We start from the raw sequence: 17,470 nt of genomic DNA on the forward strand, positions 1-17,470 counted from the left end.
CCAAGGACATGGAATTTAACGTCAAGACCCTCGAGGGCAAAGACGCCGGCAAGCTTTCTCTGTCGGACGAAATCTTTGGTCTGGATCCCCGCGAAGATCTGATCGCGCGCATGATCCGCTACCAGCTGGCCAAGAAGCGCCAGGGTACGCACAAGACCAAGGGCCGTTCGGAAGTTTCCCGCACCGGCTCCAAGATGTACAAGCAGAAGGGCACCGGTCGTGCTCGTCACCATTCGGCCCGCGCTCCGCAGTTCCGCGGCGGTGGTAAGGCACATGGTCCGGTTGTTCGCAGCCACGCCCATGACCTGCCGAAGAAGGTTCGTGCGCTCGCTCTGCGTCACGCCCTGTCTGCAAAGTTCAAGTCGGATGACGTGATCATCGTCGACAACCTGGTTGCGGCTGAAGCCAAGACCAAGCTGCTCGTCGGTAGCTTCGCCTCCCTCGGCCTCACTAATGCTCTCGTCATCGGCGGCGCCGAAATCGACAGCAACTTCAAGCTCGCCGCTTCGAACATCCCGAACATCGATGTTCTGCCGGTTCAGGGCATCAACGTTTATGACATCCTGCGCCGTGGCAAGCTCGTGCTTTCCAAGGCTGCTGTGGAAGCTCTGGAGGAGCGGTTCAAATGACGGATCTTCGCCATTATGACGTGATCGTATCTCCGTCGATCACGGAAAAGTCGACCATGGTGTCTGAGTTCAACCAGGTCGTCTTCAACGTCGCCAAGGGCGCCAGCAAGCCTGAAATCAAGGCTGCTGTCGAGGCTCTCTTCGGCGTCAAGGTTACTGCCGTCAATACGCTCGTCCGCAAGGGCAAGACCAAGCGTTTCCGCGGCTTCGCCGGCAAGCAGAAGGACGTCAAGAAGGCCGTCGTGACGCTCGCCGAAGGTCAGTCCATCGACGTGTCGACGGGCGTCTGAGGTAGGGAACAAGAACAATGGCATTGAAAAGCTACAATCCGACGACCCCCAGCCAGCGTCAGCTGGTCATCGTCGACCGCTCGGGCCTCTGGAAGGGCAAGCCGGTCAAGGCGCTGACGGAAGGTCTTTCGAAGAGCGGTGGCCGTAACAACTACGGTCGCATCACCGCTCGCTTCATCGGTGGTGGTCACAAGCGCACCTATCGTCTGGTTGACTTCAAGCGTCGCAAGTTCGACGTCGAAGGCACCGTCGAGCGGCTGGAATACGACCCGAACCGTTCGGCCTTCATCGCACTCATCAACTATGCTGATGGCGAGCAGGCCTACATCCTGGCACCGCAGCGCATCGCTGCCGGCGACAAGGTCATCGCGTCTGAAAAGGCCGTCGACGTAAAGCCCGGCAACACTATGCCGCTGCAGTACATCCCGGTCGGTTCGATCGTCCACAACGTCGAAATGAAGCCTGGTAAGGGCGGTCAGATTGCACGTTCGGCTGGCACCTACGTCCAGCTGGTCGGCCGCGACGCCGGCATGGCAATCCTGCGCCTGAACTCGGGTGAGCAGCGTCTGGTCCCGGGCTCCTGCCTGGCAACCATTGGCGCCGTTTCCAACCCGGACCACGGCAACACCAACGACGGCAAGGCCGGTCGTACCCGTTGGCGCGGCAAGACCCCGCACAACCGCGGTGTCGTCATGAACCCGGTCGACCACCCGCACGGTGGTGGTGAAGGCCGTACATCCGGTGGTCGTCACCCGGTTTCCCCGTGGGGCAAGCCGACCAAGGGCAAGCGGACTCGCTCGAACAAGTCGACCGACAAGTTCATCATGCGTTCGCGCCACCTGAAGAAGAAGTAAGAGAGGTAGTCTGAAATGGCTCGTTCAGTATGGAAAGGTCCGTTCGTTGACGGCTATCTTCTCAAGAAGGCTGAGAAGGTTCGTGAAGGCGGTCGTAGCGAAGTGATCAAGATGTGGAGCCGTCGCTCCACGATCCTGCCGCAGTTCGTCGGTCTCACCTTCGGCGTCTACAACGGCTCAAAGCATGTGCCCGTCTCGGTCAACGAAGACATGGTCGGTCACAAGTTCGGTGAATTCTCTCCGACCCGGACCTATTACGGTCACGGTGCGGACAAGAAGGCGAAGAGGAAGTAACGATGGGCAAGGCAAAAACCGAACGCCGGCTCAAGGACAACGAAGCGCAGGCAGTCGCCCGCACGATCCGTGTCAGCCCCCAGAAGCTCAACTTGGTTGCCGCGCTCATCCGCGGCAAGAAGGTCGAGCGCGCTCTCGCTGAGCTGGAATTCTCCCGAAAGCGTATCGCCGGAACCGTTCGCAAGACTCTCGAGTCTGCGATCGCCAACGCCGAGAACAACCATGATCTCGACGTCGACCAGCTGGTCGTCGCCGAGGCCTATGTTGGCAAGTCGATCACCATGAAGCGTTTCCACGCTCGTGGCCGCGGCCGCGCATCGCGCATCGAAAAGCCGTTCTCGCACCTCACCATCGTGGTGCGTGAAGTCGAAGCCAAAGGGGAGGCCGCATAATGGGTCAGAAAATCAATCCGATTGGCTTCCGCCTCGGGATCAATCGCACCTGGGATAGCCGTTGGTTCGCCGACAACGCCGAATACGGCAAGCTGCTCCACGAAGACCTGAAGATCCGCAAGTATCTGATGGACGAGCTGAAGCAGGCCGGCATTGCCAAGGTTGTCATCGAGCGTCCGCACAAGAAGTGCCGCGTCACGATCCACTCGGCTCGTCCGGGTCTGATCATCGGCAAGAAGGGTGCAGACATCGAGAAGCTTCGCAAGAAGATCTCGTCGATGACCAACTCGGAAACCCACCTCAACATCGTTGAAGTGCGCAAGCCGGAAGTCGACGCAACGCTCGTTGCTCAGTCGATCACCCAGCAGCTCGAGCGTCGTATTGCGTTCCGTCGCGCCATGAAGCGCGCCGTTCAGTCGGCCATGCGTCTCGGTGCCGAAGGCATCAAGATCACCTGCGCCGGCCGTCTCGGTGGTGCCGAAATCGCTCGTACCGAATGGTACCGCGAAGGTCGCGTTCCGCTCCACACCCTGCGTGCAGACATCGATTACGGTACGGCTGAAGCCGAAACCGCATACGGCATCTGCGGCGTGAAGGTCTGGATCTTCAAGGGCGAAATCCTCGAGCACGATCCGATGGCATCGGAACGCCGTGCGATGGAGGGCGATGCTCAGGGTCCCGCAAGCCGTGAACGCGGCGATCGTGGCGACCGTCGCCGCGAGAACGCTTGATTGAACGCTGGCGAAAGATAAGCTCGGAGAAGTAAGAAAATGTTGCAGCCAAAGCGTACAAAGTACCGCAAGCAGTTCAAGGGCCGCATCAAGGGCGTCGCCAAGGGCGGTTTTGATCTGGCATTCGGTGAATTCGGCCTTAAGGCTCTGGAACCGAACCGCGTGAACGCTCGCGAAATTGAAGCAGCCCGTCGTGCGATCACCCGCTACATGAAGCGTGCTGGTCGCGTGTGGATCCGCGTATTCCCTGACGTTCCGGTCACTGCCAAGCCGACCGAAGTTCGTATGGGTAAGGGTAAGGGTTCGGTCGAATACTGGGCATGCAAGGTCAAGCCCGGCCGTATCATGTTCGAGATCGACGGCGTATCGGAAGAGATCGCGCGCGAGGCTCTCCGCCTCGGTTCCGCCAAGCTCTCTGTCACGACGCGCTTCGTACAGCGCATTGCAGAGTGAGGATCAAGTCGATGAAAGCCGTAGACGTACGCGCCATGAGCGCCGACCAGCTGAACGACGAGCTTGCAAAGCTGAAGAAGGAGCAGTTCAACCTGCGCTTCCAGAAGGCCACCGGCCAGCTCGAGAAGTCTTCCCGTATTCAGGAAGTCCGTCGTGACATCGCACGCGTGAAAACCATTGCCCGCCAGAAGGCGGCAGAAGCCAAGGCCTAAGGACCGAGAAATATGCCGAAACGCATTCTGCAGGGCGTAGTTGTCAGCGATAAGAACGACAAGACTGTCGTTGTTCGCGTTGAGCGTCGATTCGCCCACCCGCTGCTTCAGAAGACCGTTCGCCGGTCCAAGAAGTACAAGGCACATGACGAAGCCAACCAGTACAAGACCGGTGACGTCGTTTCCATCCAGGAATGTGCACCGATCTCCAAGGACAAGCGCTGGACGGTAATTGCCGCCCAGGCTTAATTTACGGACTTACTGCGCAAGGGCTTGCACCTTGCGCAGAAATCTGTATGAAGCAGGCCACTGGCTGAGAACGCTCGGAATCGGGCGTTCTTTTGCTTTGAGCGCACGGAAGGTCCCGTATGGGAAACCACCCTGTATAGACCTTCCCGCGCACACCAGAAATTTATCATAAGCCGGAATAGGGGGCCTCGGCCCAACCGTTCGGGTTACAACAAGAAGGCGACCTGACATGATTCAGATGCAGACTAACCTCGACGTGGCGGATAATTCCGGCGCACGTCGTGTCATGTGCATCAAGGTGCTGGGCGGCTCCAAGCGCAAGTACGCTTCCATCGGCGACATCATCGTCGTTTCGATCAAGGAAGCGATCCCGCGCGGCCGCGTGAAGAAGGGTGACGTGATGAAGGCGGTTGTGGTTCGCACTGCCAAGGACATCCGTCGCGCCGACGGCAGCGTCATTCGATTCGATAACAACGCAGCCGTTCTTATCGACAACAAGAAAGAGCCGATCGGCACCCGTATCTTCGGACCGGTTCCGCGCGAACTTCGCGCCAAGAACCATATGAAGATCATCTCGCTGGCTCCAGAAGTACTGTAAGGAGCGGGAAGCGATGAACAAGATCCGCAAAGGCGACAGCGTTGTCGTACTCGCCGGCAAGGACAAGGGCCGTACTGGCGAAGTCCTGCAGGTTATGCCGAAGGAAGATCGCGCACTCGTGCGTGGTATCAACATGGTGAAGCGCCACCAGCGTCAGTCTCAGACGCAGGAAGCCGGCATCATCAACAAGGAAGCCTCCATTCACCTGTCCAACATTGCCATCGTCGGCAAGGACGGCAAGCCGACGCGCGTTGGTTTCTCCGTCGTCGACGGCAAGAAGGTGCGTGTAGCCAAGCGTTCGGGGGATGTGATCGATGGCTGAGTCCAAGTACGAGCCGCGGCTCAAGGCTGAATACGTTTCCCGCATTCGCGCAGCGATGCAGGAGCAGTTCTCCTACACCAATGACATGATGATCCCCAAGCTGGACAAGATCGTCATCAACATGGGTGTTGGCGAAGCCACTGCCGATTCGAAGAAGCCCTCCGTTGCAGCTGCCGACCTTGCCGCGATTGCTGGTCAGAAGCCGGTCATCACCAAGGCGCGCAACTCGATCGCGGGCTTCAAGGTTCGCGAATTCATGCCGATCGGTGCGAAGGTTACTCTTCGTGGCGCCCGCATGTATGAATTCCTGGACCGCCTGGTCAACATCGCGCTTCCGCGCGTTCGCGACTTCCGGGGCCTGAACCCGAAGAGCTTTGACGGCCGTGGCAACTTCGCCATGGGCATCAAGGAACACATTGTGTTCCCGGAGATCAACTACGACAAGGTTGATCAGATGTGGGGCATGGACATCATCGTTTGCACGACGGCGCCGACGGACGACGAAGCACGGGCTCTTTTGAAAGAGTTCAACTTCCCGTTCCGTACATAACCGTAACGACGAGCGTAGAAGAGGAACTTCCATATGGCGAAGACAAGCGCAGTTGAAAAGAACAAGCGCCGCCGCAAGATCGTCGCAAGCCAGGCCAACAAGCGGGCCGGTCTGAAGGCGATCATCATGAACCAGTCTCTTTCGATTGAAGAGCGGTTCAAGGCCACCCTGAGGCTGGCAGAACTGCCGCGCGATGGCTCCAAGACCCGAGTTCGTAACCGTTGCGAAGTCACCGGTCGTCCGCGTGCGTTCTATCGCAAGCTTGGAATGTCGCGTATCGCGCTTCGCGAGCTTGGCAACACCGGCAAGGTGCCGGGCGTTGTAAAGTCGAGCTGGTAAGGAGACGCCAATATGACGATGACTGATCCGTTGGGCGATATGCTCACCCGTATCCGGAATGGTGCCGCTCGCCGCAAGAGCTCTGTCACCACCCCGGCCTCCAAGCTCCGTGCCCGCGTTCTCGACGTTTTGCAGGCCGAAGGCTACATCCGTGGCTACAGCCAGGTCGATTACGACAATGGCAAGTCCGAGATCACGATCGAACTGAAGTACTACGAAGGTTCTTCGGTCATTCGCGAAATCGGTCGCGTATCCAAGCCGGGCCGCCGAGTTTATGTCTCGGTTAAGTCCATCCCGCAGGTCGCGAACGGCCTCGGCATCACCATCCTTTCGACTCCGAAGGGTGTGATGGCCGATCACCAGGCTCGCGAACAGAACGTTGGTGGTGAGGTACTCTGCTCCGTCTTCTAAGACGGGCAGGGGATCTCCATAGCGAACAGACAGGATAAAAACTATGTCTCGTATCGGTAAGAAGCCCGTTCCGGTTCCGGCTGGTGTGACCGCCTCTGTCGAAGGCCAGAAGGTCTCCGTCAAGGGCCCGAAGGGTGAACTTTTCTTCGTCGCAAACGACGAAATCTCCGTGAAGCTCGAAGACAACGCTGTTGTCGTTCAGCCGAACAACGACTCCAAGGATGCTCGTTCGAAGTGGGGCATGTCCCGCACGATGATCGAAAACATCCTGAAGGGTGTTAAGGACGGTTACGAGCGTAAGCTCGAAATCAACGGCGTTGGTTACCGTGCGACGCTTCAGGGCAAGAACCTGCAGCTGGCACTCGGCTTTAGCCATGATGTCGTCTATGAGCCGCCGGTTGGCATCTCGATTGCTGTTCCGAAGCCGACCGAAATCATCGTGTCCGGCATCAACAAGCAGCAGGTCGGCCAGGTTGCCGCCGAGATCCGCGAATATCGCGGTCCGGAGCCCTACAAGGGCAAGGGCGTCAAGTATGCCGAAGAGCGGATCGTCCGCAAAGAAGGCAAGAAGAAGTAAGGATCGCGCGAAATGGCAAGCAGAAAAGAAGCACTTGTTCGCCGTGCGAACCGCGTACGGCGTCAGATCAAGGCGGTGGCAAATGGCCGTCCGCGTCTGTCGGTACATCGCTCTTCGAAGAACATCTACGCTCAGATCATCGACGACGTCGCTGGCAAGACCCTTGCCGCTGCTTCGACCCTCGATGGCGGCTTGAAGGCCGAGCTCAAGACTGGCGCCGACATCGCAGCAGCTGCTGCCGTTGGCAAGCTGGTTGCAGAGCGGGCCGTCAAGGCTGGCGTGAACGAAGTTGTCTTCGACCGTGGCGCCTTCATCTATCACGGCCGCATCAAGGCTCTCGCCGAAGCGGCTCGTGAAGGTGGTCTGACCTTCTAAGACTGAATTTCCACCCGGGCTTACGTCCGGGTGGATTTCCGGCTTCATGCCGGTCACACCGGATTCCACCTTGCACCCAAGCGGGCAGGGGGAACTATGCGTAATCTGCCGATTGCACCCGGAAAAGAAAAAGGAAAAGGACAATGGCACAAGAAAAGCGTGGTTCGCGCGATGATCGCCAGAACCGTGAAGAGCGCGATAGCGAGTTTGTCGACAAGCTGGTCGCCATCAACCGCGTCGCCAAGGTAGTTAAGGGCGGCCGTCGCTTCGGCTTCGCAGCCCTCGTCGTCGTTGGCGACCAGAAGGGCCGTGTAGGTTTCGGTCATGGCAAGGCACGTGAAGTGCCGGAAGCCATCCGCAAAGCGACTGAAGCTGCCAAGCGCGACTTGATCTTCGTTCCCCTGCGTGACGGCCGTACGCTGCATCACGACGTCAATGGCCGCCACGGCGCCGGCAAGGTTCTGCTGCGCTCCGCTAAGGCTGGTACCGGCATCATCGCCGGTGGTCCGATGCGCGCCGTGTTCGAAACGCTCGGCATGTCGGACGTCGTCGCCAAGTCGACCGGTTCGTCGAACCCCTACAACATGGTTCGTGCAACGTTTGACGCCCTGAAGGCTCAGGTGCATCCGAAGGATGTGGCAGCTCAGCGTGGCCTCAAGTATGCTACGCTCCAGGCTCGCCGCGCTGCCTCCGGCAACGCAGCTGAAGAATAAGAGGAGTCTGATCCATGGCCAAGGCTACGAAGAAGACTGAAGCAAAGACGATCACGGTCGAGCAGATCGGTTCGCCTATTCGCCGTCCGGCTGTCCAGCGCGCAACGCTGGTTGGTCTGGGCCTCAACAAGATGCACCGGGTCCGCACCCTGGAAGATACGCCTTCCGTTCGTGGCATGATCCGTGCTGTCCAGCATCTCGTTCGCGTCGTCGACGAGAAGTGAGACGGGGGAAGTCATCATGAAACTGAATGAAATCAAAGACAACGAAGGCTCTTCCAAGGAGCGTATCCGCGTAGGTCGCGGTATCGGTTCCGGCAAAGGCAAGACCGGTGGTCGCGGCGTCAAGGGTCAGAAGGCTCGTTCGGGCGTTGCCATCAACGGCTTCGAAGGCGGTCAGATGCCCATCTACCGCCGCCTGCCGAAGCGCGGCTTCAACAACATCTTCGCATCGGAATACGTTACCGTTTCTCTCGGCCGTATTCAGACCGCGATCGATGCTGGCAAGCTCGACGCCAAGGCAACGGTTGATGCCGCTTCGCTCAAGGCAGCCGGTGTGATCCGCCGCGTCAAGGACGGCGTTCGCGTCCTGTCCGACGGCGAGTTGAAGGCAAAGATCACGATCGAAGCCGCCGGCGCCTCCAAGGCCGCTGTCGAGAAGATCGAAAAGGCTGGCGCTTCCATCAAGCTGCTCGAAGCAGCCAAGGAAGCCGCTGAATAAGTGACAGACAATCGCCCGGGGTGCTTCACACCGGGCGATTTTGCTCCCATATGTGAGCCTCACGATCCCAGGACGGAATCGACGTCGTTTCGTCTTCCGGGTTATCTGGAAAACAAGTGTGTGAGGCATGCGGTTGTTCGCAACTTCTCCCGCGCCCTGTTTTCTGAAAAACAGTTTGAACGAATAGCCTCCGGCTTCGACGGAATACCGTCTCCGGTTTAGGTTTGCGGAGAATTCTATGGCTTCTGCAGCGGAACAACTGGCCTCGAACCTCAACTTCTCGACTTTCGCCAAGGCGGAAGATCTCAAGAAGCGTCTGTGGTTCACCCTGGCCGCATTGCTGGTTTATCGCCTCGGCACGCATATTCCGCTGCCCGGCCTCAACCCGGAGGCATATGCCGCGGCCTTCCAGGGCCAGTCCGGTGGTATCCTCGGTCTCTTTAACATGTTTGCCGGTGGCGCCGTCGAGCGCATGGCGATCTTCGCGCTGGGCATCATGCCCTACATCTCCGCGTCGATCATCGTGCAGCTGATGACGTCGGTTGTGCCCTCCCTTGAGCAGCTCAAGAAAGAGGGCGAGCAGGGCCGCAAGATCATCAACCAGTATACTCGCTACGGCACCGTGCTTCTCGGTACCCTTCAGGCCTACGGTATCGCCGTTGGCCTCGAGACAGGGCAGGGCATTGTCGCCGATCCGGGCTGGTTCTTCCGTGTTTCGACGGTTTTGACGCTGCTTGGCGGCACCATGTTCCTGATGTGGCTCGGTGAGCAGATCACCTCGCGCGGCATCGGCAACGGTATCTCGCTGATCATCTTCGCCGGCATCGCTGCCGGACTGCCTGCCGCTGTCGCCCAAACGCTTGAACTCGGTCGCACGGGCGCGCTGTCCACCCTGATGATTCTCACTGTCATCGTCGTGGCCATCGCCGTCATCGCGCTGATCGTCTTCGTCGAGCGTGCCCAGCGCCGTCTTCTGATCCAGTATCCGAAGCGCCAGGTCGGCAACCGCATGTTCCAGGGCGACACCTCGCACCTGCCGCTGAAGCTGAACACCGCAGGCGTCATTCCGGCGATTTTTGCCTCGTCGCTGCTGCTCCTGCCGGCCACCGCCGCTGGCTTCTCCGGCAACAGCCAGCTTCCGGGCTGGGCGACGACGGTGATCGCGGCTCTGCAGCACGGTCATCCGGTCTATATGATGCTCTACGGAGCTCTGATCGCTTTCTTCGCCTTCTTCTACACGGCCATCGTCTTCAACCCGAAGGATACGGCTGACAATCTGAAGAAGCATGGCGGCTTCATCCCGGGTATCCGCCCGGGTGAGCGCACCGCAGAGTACATCGACTACGTGCTGACCCGTATTACGGTCGTTGGCGCCGCCTACCTCGTCTTCGTCTGTGTCCTGCCCGAAATCCTCATCGCACGCACCGGGATCCCATTAGCCCTTGGTGGTACTTCGCTTTTGATTGTTGTCAGCGTGACCCTTGATACTGTAGCACAGGTTCAGGGACATCTGATCGCCCAGCAATATGAGGGCCTGATCAAGAAGTCGAAGTTGCGTGGAGGAAAGAGGGGACGATGAGACTGATTCTGTTAGGACCGCCGGGCGCGGGTAAGGGGACCCAAGCCCAGCGGATCGTGGAGAAGCACGGCATTCCGCAGCTTTCCACCGGTGACATGCTTCGTGCCGCGGTTTCCGCCGGTACGGAGGTCGGGAAACGCGCCAAGGCTGTCATGGACGCCGGCAAGCTTGTTTCCGACGATATCGTCATCGCCATCGTCTCCGAGCGCATTGATGCGCCCGACTGTGCCAATGGCTTCATTCTCGATGGCTTTCCCCGGACGCTCGTCCAGGCGGATGCCACCGAGGCGATGCTCAAGGGCAAGGACCTCGATCTCTCGGCAGTCGTTGAGATTCGCGTCGATGACGAGATCCTCGCGGATCGAATCGCCGGTCGCTACACCTGTGCCAACTGTGGCGCCGGTTATCACGACGAGAACCTGAAGCCGAAGGTGGATGGCGTCTGCGACAAGTGTGGTTCGACTCATTTCAAGCGTCGTCCTGACGACAACCGTGATACGGTCCGCACCCGCTTGCAGGCCTATTACAAGGAGACATCGCCGCTGATCGGCTATTACCACGCTAAGGGTAAGCTGCATTCGGTCGACGGCATGGGTGAGATCGATGCCGTCACCGGCGAGATCGAGGCCATTCTCGCCAAGCTCTAGAGGCTGGCAGTCCTAAGAATCTTCGCGGGGCCGGTTGCTTTCGGCAACCGATTCCGCTAAAGACCGCGCCAACTCGCGACATGACTGCGATCGGCGCGTTCTTCCAAAACGCTGGGAGACCGGGTTCGATCGTTTTGGTTTGTCGAGAACCCGAATTGTAATTGCGGTCCCTTTGGGCCGTGTAACGAGACACCACTTGCCGGATGGCAACTGGAAGCAAGGAGAATAGGCGTGGCACGTATCGCTGGCGTCAACATCCCGACTGCGAAGCGCGTTGTTATCGCGCTGACCTATATTCACGGGATTGGACCGAAGTTCGCATCGGAAATCATGGAGAAGGTCGGTCTTCCGGCCGACAAGCGCGTTCATCAGCTGACCGACGCTGAAGTTCTTCAGATCCGCGAAACCATCGACCGCGACTACCAGGTCGAAGGCGACCTGCGTCGCGATACCGCGATGAACATCAAGCGTCTGATGGACCTTGGCTGCTACCGTGGCCTGCGCCATCGTCGTGGTCTCCCGGTTCGCGGTCAGCGCACGCACACCAACGCCCGCACCCGCAAGGGTCCGGCGAAGGCGATCGCTGGTAAGAAGAAGTAATTTTTCGCGGCATTCGGAAAAGGGCAGTGGGCGTCGGGGTGACCTGATGCCCACTGCCTTCATCCTGTTGCCGCGATTGGTGTAGCCGCTGGCATTACGGCGGTGCTTAGATCAACTGAAAGGAAGACCATGGCCAAGGAAGCCACACGCGTTCGCCGTCGCGAACGCAAAAACATCTCGTCGGGCGTTGCTCACGTCAACTCGACCTTCAACAACACGATGATCACCATCACCGACGCACAGGGCAACGCGATTGCCTGGTCGTCTGCTGGTGCCAAGGGCTTCAAGGGTTCGCGTAAGTCGACTCCGTTTGCTGCCCAGATCGCTGCTGAAGACTGCGCCAAGAAGGCTCAGGAACACGGCATGAAGACGCTGGAAGTTGAAGTTTGCGGTCCGGGCTCCGGTCGTGAATCCGCTCTGCGCGCCCTCCAGGCTGCCGGCTTCATGATCACGTCCATCCGCGACGTGACCCCGATCCCGCACAATGGCTGCCGTCCGCGCAAGAAGCGTCGCGTCTAATCATTCTTCGTTTTGCCGGGCAGGCGTATTCGCCTTCCCGGTGCTTCTCATATTCGGCCGTCACGATTGAATGGTGATGGCGAACGGAAGGTAAAATCATGATTCAGAAGAATTGGCAGGAACTGATCAAGCCGAACAAGGTGGAATTCTCCTCCTCCGGCCGCACCAAGGCGACGCTCGTCGCCGAGCCGCTTGAGCGTGGCTTCGGCCTGACGCTCGGCAACGCTCTGCGTCGCGTTCTCCTGTCGTCGCTTCGTGGTGCAGCCGTCACGGCTGTCCAGATCGACGGCGTTCTGCACGAGTTCTCGTCTATCCCGGGCGTTCGCGAAGATGTCACCGACATCGTCCTGAACATCAAGGAAATCGCCATCAAGATGGACGGCGACGATGCCAAGCGCATGGTTGTCCGTAAGCAGGGTCCGGGCGTTGTAACCGCCGGTGACATCCAGACGGTCGGCGACATTGAGATCCTGAACCCCAACCACGTGATCTGCACCCTCGACGAGGGCGCTGAAATCCGCATGGAGTTCACGGTCAACAACGGCAAGGGCTACGTGCCTGCCGAGCGCAACCGCGCAGAAGATGCACCGATCGGTCTTATCCCGGTCGACAGCCTCTACTCGCCGGTCAAGAAGGTGTCCTACAAGGTCGAAAACACCCGTGAGGGCCAGGTTCTCGACTATGACAAGCTGCTGATGACCATCGAAACCGATGGCTCCGTCACCGGTGAGGACGCTGTCGCTTTCGCGGCCCGCATTCTTCAGGACCAGCTCGGCGTATTCGTCAACTTCGACGAACCGCAGAAGGAAGCCGAAGAGGAAGCCGTCACCGAGCTCGCCTTCAACCCGGCTCTGCTCAAGAAGGTTGATGAACTCGAATTGTCTGTCCGCTCGGCGAACTGCCTGAAGAACGACAACATCGTGTACATCGGCGATCTGATCCAGAAGACCGAAGCAGAGATGCTGCGCACGCCGAACTTTGGTCGCAAGTCGCTGAACGAAATCAAGGAAGTTCTCGCTTCCATGGGTCTGCACCTCGGTATGGAAGTACCGGCATGGCCGCCCGAGAACATCGAAGATCTCGCAAAGCGTTACGAAGACCAATATTAATAACAGTGAAGGCAGCCTCTAAGCCTGCCTTTCCCCGTCAAACTGCGGGCGAATGCCCGTATGTGTCAGGAAACGGCAGCCTCTGAGACAGAGCCTGCACTCAAAGGAGAATAGCAATGCGCCACCAGAAAGCCGGCCGCAAGCTGAACCGTACCGCCAGCCACCGTAAGGCGATGTTCGCCAACATGGCTGCTTCGCTCATCACCCATGAGCAGATCGTCACCACGCTCCCGAAGGCGAAGGAAATTCGCCCGATCGTCGAGAAGCTGGTCACCCTCGGCAAGCGCGGCGACCTGCACGCTCGTCGTCAGGCCATCTCGCAGATCAAGGACGTTGATGCCGTCCGGAAGCTGTTCGACGCCATCGCAACGCGTTACGCCACCCGCAACGGCGGCTACCTGCGTATCATGAAGGCCGGTTTCCGCCAGGGCGACAATGCCGCCATGGCTGTGATCGAATTCGTCGAACGCGACGTTGATGCCAAGGGCGCAGCCGACAAGGCCCGCGTCGCCGCCGAAGCCGAAGCTGAAGCAGCGTAAGTTTCCTCCCGTAAGGGAAGGATGAAAAAGCCGGGTGAGCGATCACCCGGCTTTTTGCGTTGAGGTGGCACGTCGTCCCATCTACCAGACCTGACGCACGCTTGGGGTTCCGTCGATGTCCGTGTCCACGCGCACGATGCCCCCATCCAGTCCCGGAAGGTGCAGGCTGCAAGCGGACGGGTAGAATGCTGAGGACGTATAGACGAAGCTCACCGTGCCATTGCTGACGTCGATGTTTCTGAGCTGGTAATCGCTGTTTGTCAGAAATTCATGGACCTTCGCAAGAGATCCACCGTGCGTTTTGCCATAGGCGCTGATGGCCTCCTTGCTCGCGATCTCATTGCGGGCCTCGGCGCAGCTCATCTTATCCGCGCCGGCTGGACCAATCGAAGGGGCGATAACGAGATAGGCGATGGCACAGTTCATTAGGATGGAGAGAGTCAGCACGGCATTCTTGAACATCGAGCTTCCACCTTCCATTGCAGATCGGCAATCATTGCCCGTCTTTCAGCTCTCTAGCCAGTCGCCTGATGATTTTGCCTGTCGGTGCTCGGATCGTTCGCAAGCTGCGCGCGCCGCAGGAGAAAGGCGCGCTCCGTGGCATTGATGCTGAGACCCCCGGCCTTCTCAAACTCCAGGCGCGCCTCCGACATCCGTCCCAGTCGCATCAGAAAGTCGCCCTTCGCCGCATAGAGCGCCGCGTAACCGGCCAGCTGCGGCTCTGCCTCGATCTCCGCCAGCAGCGCCAGTCCCGTCTTTGGTCCAAACGCCATCGCATGCGCCACCGCCCGATTCAGCGCCACGACGGGCGAGGGGAACCGCTCCAACAGCCGGTCATAGAGCGCGGCGCTCCGACCCCAGTCGGTATCCTCAAACCGCGGCGCCCGCGCATGCACGGCTGCGAGCGCTGCCTGCAGCGCATAAACCCCTTCATCACCGCCGAGCCGCTTTGCGGTCGCCAACCCATCAAGCCCGCGCTGGATGAGCAACCTGTCCCAGAGGCGCCGGTTTTGCGTTTCCAGCGTATTAGCACTGCCATCCGGTCCGATCCGCGCCTTGAAGCGCGAGGCCTGCAGCTCCATGAGGGCCAGCAGCCCATGCGCTTCAGGCTCTTCTGGCGCGAGCCCCACCAGAATGCGCCCCAGTCGCATGGCCTCATTACACAGCTGCGGCCGTATCAGATCCTCGCCTGAGCTTGACGCATAACCCTCGTTGAAGATCAGGTAGATGACTTCCAGCACCGAGGCGAGACGAGCATCGCGCTCTTCGCCGATAGGCACCTCGAAGGCGACTTCACTCTCCCGCAGCACCTTTTTCGCCCGAACGATCCGCTGCGCCACTGTCGTTTCCTGCGTAAGAAAGGCCCGGGCGATCTCCTCCGTCGCCAGCCCGGCGATGACCTTCAGCGTCAGCGCCGTGCGCTGGTCGCGGGAGAGCTGCGGATGGCAGGCGGTGAAGATCAGCGACAACCGCTCGTCGCCTATCTCGTCATCAAGTGCGGCCTCGATGGCAGCCTGTTCGTCCGCCCTGCCGGTCTCGATGTCATGGGCAAGCGACGCTTCGTGCCGGGCCATCATTCGGCGCCGCCGCCACAGGTCAACGGCCCGTCGCTTGGCAGTCGTCATCAGCCATCCACCCGGGTTGGGCGGCGTACCGGATGCGGGCCAGGTCGCGAGTGCCGCCACAAGCGCTTCCTGCGCCAGATCCTCGGCGAGGCTCAGATCGCGGACATGTCTTGCGAGCCCGGCGACCAGCCGGACCCGCTCCATACGATAGATCCTCTCGATGTCCGGGGGCGCCAGCGCCTGGCTGTCTGCATCCACCGCCCCCGACTGTCCGTCTCGTGTCATGATCCCGAGTATGGACGCGGCTTCAGTCCGGTCAACCGCGGTCATCGTGTCAGGCGTCGACACCAGTCGTGTCGCCACCGGCAGCCGCCGGGTCCATCCAGAAGATCTCCCAGACATGCCCGTCCGGATCCTCCACTGAGCGGCTCCACATGAAGCCGTGATCCTGCGGCGGGTTCGGATCGGCCCGTCCACCGGCAGCACTCGCTGCCCCCACAACCCGGTCGACATCCGCATGCGCCTCGACAGTCAGCGCCAGAAGCGTCTGGCTGGTCGTCTTGGCGTCTGCAATCGGACGGCTGGTGAAGGTCCGGTAGAAGTCATGCGTCAGGATCATCACGCCGATCGTCTCGGTCAGCATCATGCAGACAGCATTGTCGTTCGAGAATTGCGGGTTCTTCGTCGCCCCCAGCGCCTCGTAGAAACCGGTCGAGGCAGCAAGGTCCGTCACCGGCAGGTTGATGAAGATCATCTTGTTCATGATGGCTCAGCCCTTCGACTTCTGCTGAGCCGCAAGTCCTTCCGCCGCGCGGTCATGGCTCGCCTGTCCCTCGGGGGAGGCGACATCGGCGAAATCTTCCATCTCGTAGAACGGCCGGATCTCGATCTCGCTCGGTGTCATCATCGGATTCGGGCAACGTTTGACCCAGGCAACGGCCTCGTCCATGTCCTTGACCTCCCAGATCCAGTAGCCGGCAACCAGCTCCCGGGTCTCGGCAAAGGGCCCGTCAATCACCCGGCGGTCCGGCCCGTCGAAGGCAATCCGCTTGCCCGTCTTTGAGGGCTTCAAGCCGTCGCCCGAGAGCATGATGCCGGCCTGCACCAGTTCCTCGTTGAACTTGCCCATGGCCTCGAACAATTCGGGCGGCGGCATGATGCCTTCTTCGCTGTCTTCAGTCGCCTTCACCATCACCATGACACGCATGTCTTCACTCCTCTCGTTGTCAAGACCGCCCTTGCGATCCTGCTCCCCCAAACGAATGAGCTAAACCCATTTCGACACGACATGCGAAAAAAATCTGTCGCGGTCTGTGTCGGTCACTTTGGAATGTGGATCGTCGCGCGAATATGCTTGAGCGAGGCAACGATCGTAAACGTCATCATCACCAGCAGCGTCCAGGAACTCCACTTGCCCAGATGCACCGTCGACCAGGCGCCCAGCTGGTTCGGATAGTGCCAGATCGCAAAGAAGGTCGAGATGTTCTCGGCCACCCAGATGAAGAAGCCGATCAGGATGAAGGCAAGCAGCATCGGCATCTGCCGGTCGCGGTCGAAGGGCCGGTAGATGACGGTGGTGCGCGCATAGAGCCCGATGGCAAGCGCTGCCAGATACCAGCGATAATCGCCGATATAATGATGGGTGAAGAAGTTGAGGTAGATCGCGACAGCCACGCCGATTGCCATCCAGTAGGGCGGGTGATGGCGGATGCGCACATCAAGCAGGCGCCAGGCCTGGATGATGTAGCTGCCGACGGCGGCATACATGAAGCCGGAGAACAAGGGCACGCCGAGCAGCTTCGTATAGGCGAAGTCCTGATAGGTCCAAGACGGATTGGCACCGGCGGTCTTGAAGGCTTCGAGCGCGAAACCAACCACGTGGAAGAGGCAGATCGCCTTCAGCTCGTCCATCGTCTCGAGTTTGGTCCAGACCATCCAGATCTGGATGGCAAGCGCGATGATCAGCAGGACGTCATAGCGCGGAATACCGAAGAGACCGGCGCGCGGTACAGCAAAGATCGAGATGAAGAACAGGCCGGCAAACAGACAGGCCCGCGCCTCCTTGATGCCGAACATGACGAACTCGACGGCGAATCGCCGGATGCCGGTCAATTGCGGATGCGGAGCATTGTCGATCAGTCGCCGATCCAGCGCGCTCAGCAGATCCTTGCGCCCCTCTGCCACCAGTGTCATTTGCCAGCCC

The 17,470-nt window shown here is 59.6% G+C and carries 30 protein-coding genes; 25 read left to right on the top strand and 5 right to left on the bottom strand.

From position 1 onward, the window contains the following. The first annotated feature begins 8 nt into the window (after positions 1-8). From rplD to rplQ, 25 genes are all read left to right on the top strand, one after another. Complete coding sequence (rplD, locus tag BW978_RS13625) at positions 9-629, top strand: 50S ribosomal protein L4 (protein WP_076395916.1); 621 nt, start codon at positions 9-11, stop codon at positions 627-629. Beyond that, the gene (locus tag BW978_RS13630) at positions 626-919 is read left to right on the top strand and encodes a 50S ribosomal protein L23 (RefSeq protein ID WP_006728685.1); all 294 of its coding nucleotides are present in this window, start codon (positions 626-628) and stop codon (positions 917-919) included. The genes rplD and BW978_RS13630 overlap by 4 nt, the downstream gene beginning before the upstream one ends. A 17-nt stretch (positions 920-936) precedes the next feature. Then, positions 937-1,773, top strand: coding sequence for a 50S ribosomal protein L2 (gene rplB, locus BW978_RS13635; protein ID WP_076395918.1), 837 nt, complete (start codon positions 937-939; stop codon positions 1,771-1,773). A gap of 15 nt (positions 1,774-1,788) precedes the next feature. Then, entirely contained in the window at positions 1,789-2,067 is a 279-nt protein-coding gene (rpsS, locus tag BW978_RS13640; RefSeq protein ID WP_076395920.1) for a 30S ribosomal protein S19, read from the top strand. Between the two features lie 2 nt (positions 2,068-2,069). After that, on the top strand, positions 2,070-2,459 hold the full coding sequence (gene rplV / locus BW978_RS13645; protein WP_006728682.1) for a 50S ribosomal protein L22: 390 nt from the start codon (positions 2,070-2,072) through the stop codon (positions 2,457-2,459). Further along, on the top strand, positions 2,459-3,190 hold the full coding sequence (gene rpsC / locus BW978_RS13650) for a 30S ribosomal protein S3 (protein ID WP_054150967.1): 732 nt from the start codon (positions 2,459-2,461) through the stop codon (positions 3,188-3,190). The genes rplV and rpsC overlap by 1 nt, the downstream gene beginning before the upstream one ends. A gap of 39 nt (positions 3,191-3,229) precedes the next feature. Continuing rightward, entirely contained in the window at positions 3,230-3,643 is a 414-nt protein-coding gene (rplP, locus tag BW978_RS13655) for a 50S ribosomal protein L16 (protein WP_006728680.1), read from the top strand. Positions 3,644-3,654: 11 nt separating this feature from the next. Beyond that, positions 3,655-3,855, top strand: coding sequence for a 50S ribosomal protein L29 (gene rpmC, locus BW978_RS13660; RefSeq protein WP_006728679.1), 201 nt, complete (start codon positions 3,655-3,657; stop codon positions 3,853-3,855). Between the two features lie 12 nt (positions 3,856-3,867). Beyond that, positions 3,868-4,104, top strand: coding sequence for a 30S ribosomal protein S17 (rpsQ, locus tag BW978_RS13665; protein WP_006728678.1), 237 nt, complete (start codon positions 3,868-3,870; stop codon positions 4,102-4,104). Between the two features lie 229 nt (positions 4,105-4,333). After that, positions 4,334-4,702 (top strand): 50S ribosomal protein L14, encoded by a 369-nt coding sequence (gene rplN, locus BW978_RS13670; RefSeq protein ID WP_006728677.1) that lies wholly within the window; start codon positions 4,334-4,336, stop codon positions 4,700-4,702. A 13-nt stretch (positions 4,703-4,715) separates the two neighbouring features. Beyond that, positions 4,716-5,024 carry a 50S ribosomal protein L24 gene (gene rplX, locus BW978_RS13675; RefSeq protein WP_076395922.1) on the top strand — a complete coding sequence of 103 codons (309 nt, stop codon included), beginning with the start codon at positions 4,716-4,718 and terminating at the stop codon, positions 5,022-5,024. After that, positions 5,017-5,574: a 50S ribosomal protein L5 gene (rplE, locus tag BW978_RS13680; protein ID WP_076395924.1), complete on the top strand. Its 558-nt coding sequence runs from the start codon at positions 5,017-5,019 to the stop codon at positions 5,572-5,574. The genes rplX and rplE overlap by 8 nt, the downstream gene beginning before the upstream one ends. A gap of 33 nt (positions 5,575-5,607) precedes the next feature. Further along, positions 5,608-5,913 (top strand): 30S ribosomal protein S14, encoded by a 306-nt coding sequence (gene rpsN / locus BW978_RS13685; protein ID WP_076395926.1) that lies wholly within the window; start codon positions 5,608-5,610, stop codon positions 5,911-5,913. Between the two features lie 12 nt (positions 5,914-5,925). Further along, positions 5,926-6,324, top strand: coding sequence for a 30S ribosomal protein S8 (gene rpsH, locus BW978_RS13690; RefSeq protein ID WP_006728673.1), 399 nt, complete (start codon positions 5,926-5,928; stop codon positions 6,322-6,324). 43 nt (positions 6,325-6,367) lie between these two features. Next, the gene (gene rplF / locus BW978_RS13695) at positions 6,368-6,901 is read left to right on the top strand and encodes a 50S ribosomal protein L6 (RefSeq protein WP_076395928.1); all 534 of its coding nucleotides are present in this window, start codon (positions 6,368-6,370) and stop codon (positions 6,899-6,901) included. 12 nt (positions 6,902-6,913) lie between these two features. Next, the gene (gene rplR / locus BW978_RS13700) at positions 6,914-7,276 is read left to right on the top strand and encodes a 50S ribosomal protein L18 (protein ID WP_054150972.1); all 363 of its coding nucleotides are present in this window, start codon (positions 6,914-6,916) and stop codon (positions 7,274-7,276) included. Positions 7,277-7,419: 143 nt separating this feature from the next. Then, positions 7,420-7,989: a 30S ribosomal protein S5 gene (gene rpsE / locus BW978_RS13705; RefSeq protein WP_006728670.1), complete on the top strand. Its 570-nt coding sequence runs from the start codon at positions 7,420-7,422 to the stop codon at positions 7,987-7,989. Positions 7,990-8,003: 14 nt separating this feature from the next. Further along, positions 8,004-8,213 (top strand): 50S ribosomal protein L30, encoded by a 210-nt coding sequence (gene rpmD / locus BW978_RS13710; RefSeq protein ID WP_006728669.1) that lies wholly within the window; start codon positions 8,004-8,006, stop codon positions 8,211-8,213. A 16-nt stretch (positions 8,214-8,229) separates the two neighbouring features. After that, positions 8,230-8,709 (top strand): 50S ribosomal protein L15, encoded by a 480-nt coding sequence (gene rplO / locus BW978_RS13715; RefSeq protein WP_076395930.1) that lies wholly within the window; start codon positions 8,230-8,232, stop codon positions 8,707-8,709. Between the two features lie 238 nt (positions 8,710-8,947). Further along, positions 8,948-10,288, top strand: coding sequence for a preprotein translocase subunit SecY (gene secY, locus BW978_RS13720; protein WP_076395932.1), 1,341 nt, complete (start codon positions 8,948-8,950; stop codon positions 10,286-10,288). After that, entirely contained in the window at positions 10,285-10,935 is a 651-nt protein-coding gene (locus tag BW978_RS13725) for an adenylate kinase (RefSeq protein ID WP_054150976.1), read from the top strand. The genes secY and BW978_RS13725 overlap by 4 nt, the downstream gene beginning before the upstream one ends. Positions 10,936-11,166: 231 nt before the next feature. Further along, positions 11,167-11,535: a 30S ribosomal protein S13 gene (gene rpsM / locus BW978_RS13730; RefSeq protein ID WP_054150977.1), complete on the top strand. Its 369-nt coding sequence runs from the start codon at positions 11,167-11,169 to the stop codon at positions 11,533-11,535. A 129-nt stretch (positions 11,536-11,664) separates the two neighbouring features. Further along, the gene (gene rpsK / locus BW978_RS13735) at positions 11,665-12,054 is read left to right on the top strand and encodes a 30S ribosomal protein S11 (RefSeq protein WP_006728663.1); all 390 of its coding nucleotides are present in this window, start codon (positions 11,665-11,667) and stop codon (positions 12,052-12,054) included. Positions 12,055-12,152: 98 nt separating this feature from the next. Beyond that, positions 12,153-13,163: a DNA-directed RNA polymerase subunit alpha gene (locus tag BW978_RS13740; protein WP_006728661.1), complete on the top strand. Its 1,011-nt coding sequence runs from the start codon at positions 12,153-12,155 to the stop codon at positions 13,161-13,163. A gap of 116 nt (positions 13,164-13,279) precedes the next feature. Beyond that, positions 13,280-13,702, top strand: coding sequence for a 50S ribosomal protein L17 (gene rplQ, locus BW978_RS13745; RefSeq protein WP_076395934.1), 423 nt, complete (start codon positions 13,280-13,282; stop codon positions 13,700-13,702). 81 nt (positions 13,703-13,783) lie between these two features. Here rplQ and BW978_RS13750 read toward each other — a convergent pair whose 3' ends face one another. The 5 genes from BW978_RS13750 to BW978_RS13770 form a co-directional block, all read right to left on the bottom strand. Continuing rightward, complete coding sequence (locus BW978_RS13750; RefSeq protein WP_139330527.1) at positions 13,784-14,164, bottom strand: hypothetical protein; 381 nt, start codon at positions 14,162-14,164, stop codon at positions 13,784-13,786. A gap of 53 nt (positions 14,165-14,217) precedes the next feature. Next, positions 14,218-15,630, bottom strand: coding sequence for an RNA polymerase sigma factor (locus tag BW978_RS13755; protein WP_348529166.1), 1,413 nt, complete (start codon positions 15,628-15,630; stop codon positions 14,218-14,220). Continuing rightward, a complete protein-coding gene (locus BW978_RS13760; RefSeq protein ID WP_076395940.1) occupies positions 15,602-16,030 on the bottom strand; it encodes a VOC family protein in 429 nt (142 codons plus the stop codon). The genes BW978_RS13755 and BW978_RS13760 overlap by 29 nt, the downstream gene beginning before the upstream one ends. Positions 16,031-16,036: 6 nt before the next feature. Next, positions 16,037-16,474, bottom strand: a complete 438-nt coding sequence (locus BW978_RS13765) for a YciI family protein (RefSeq protein WP_076395942.1) — start codon at positions 16,472-16,474, stop codon at positions 16,037-16,039. A gap of 113 nt (positions 16,475-16,587) precedes the next feature. Further along, the gene (locus BW978_RS13770) at positions 16,588-17,460 is read right to left on the bottom strand and encodes a DUF817 domain-containing protein (protein WP_076395944.1); all 873 of its coding nucleotides are present in this window, start codon (positions 17,458-17,460) and stop codon (positions 16,588-16,590) included. Between the last annotated feature and the right edge of the window lie 10 nt (positions 17,461-17,470).

Source organism: Rhizobium sp. RU33A (assembly GCF_900156055.1).
Lineage (GTDB): Bacteria > Pseudomonadota > Alphaproteobacteria > Rhizobiales > Rhizobiaceae > Allorhizobium.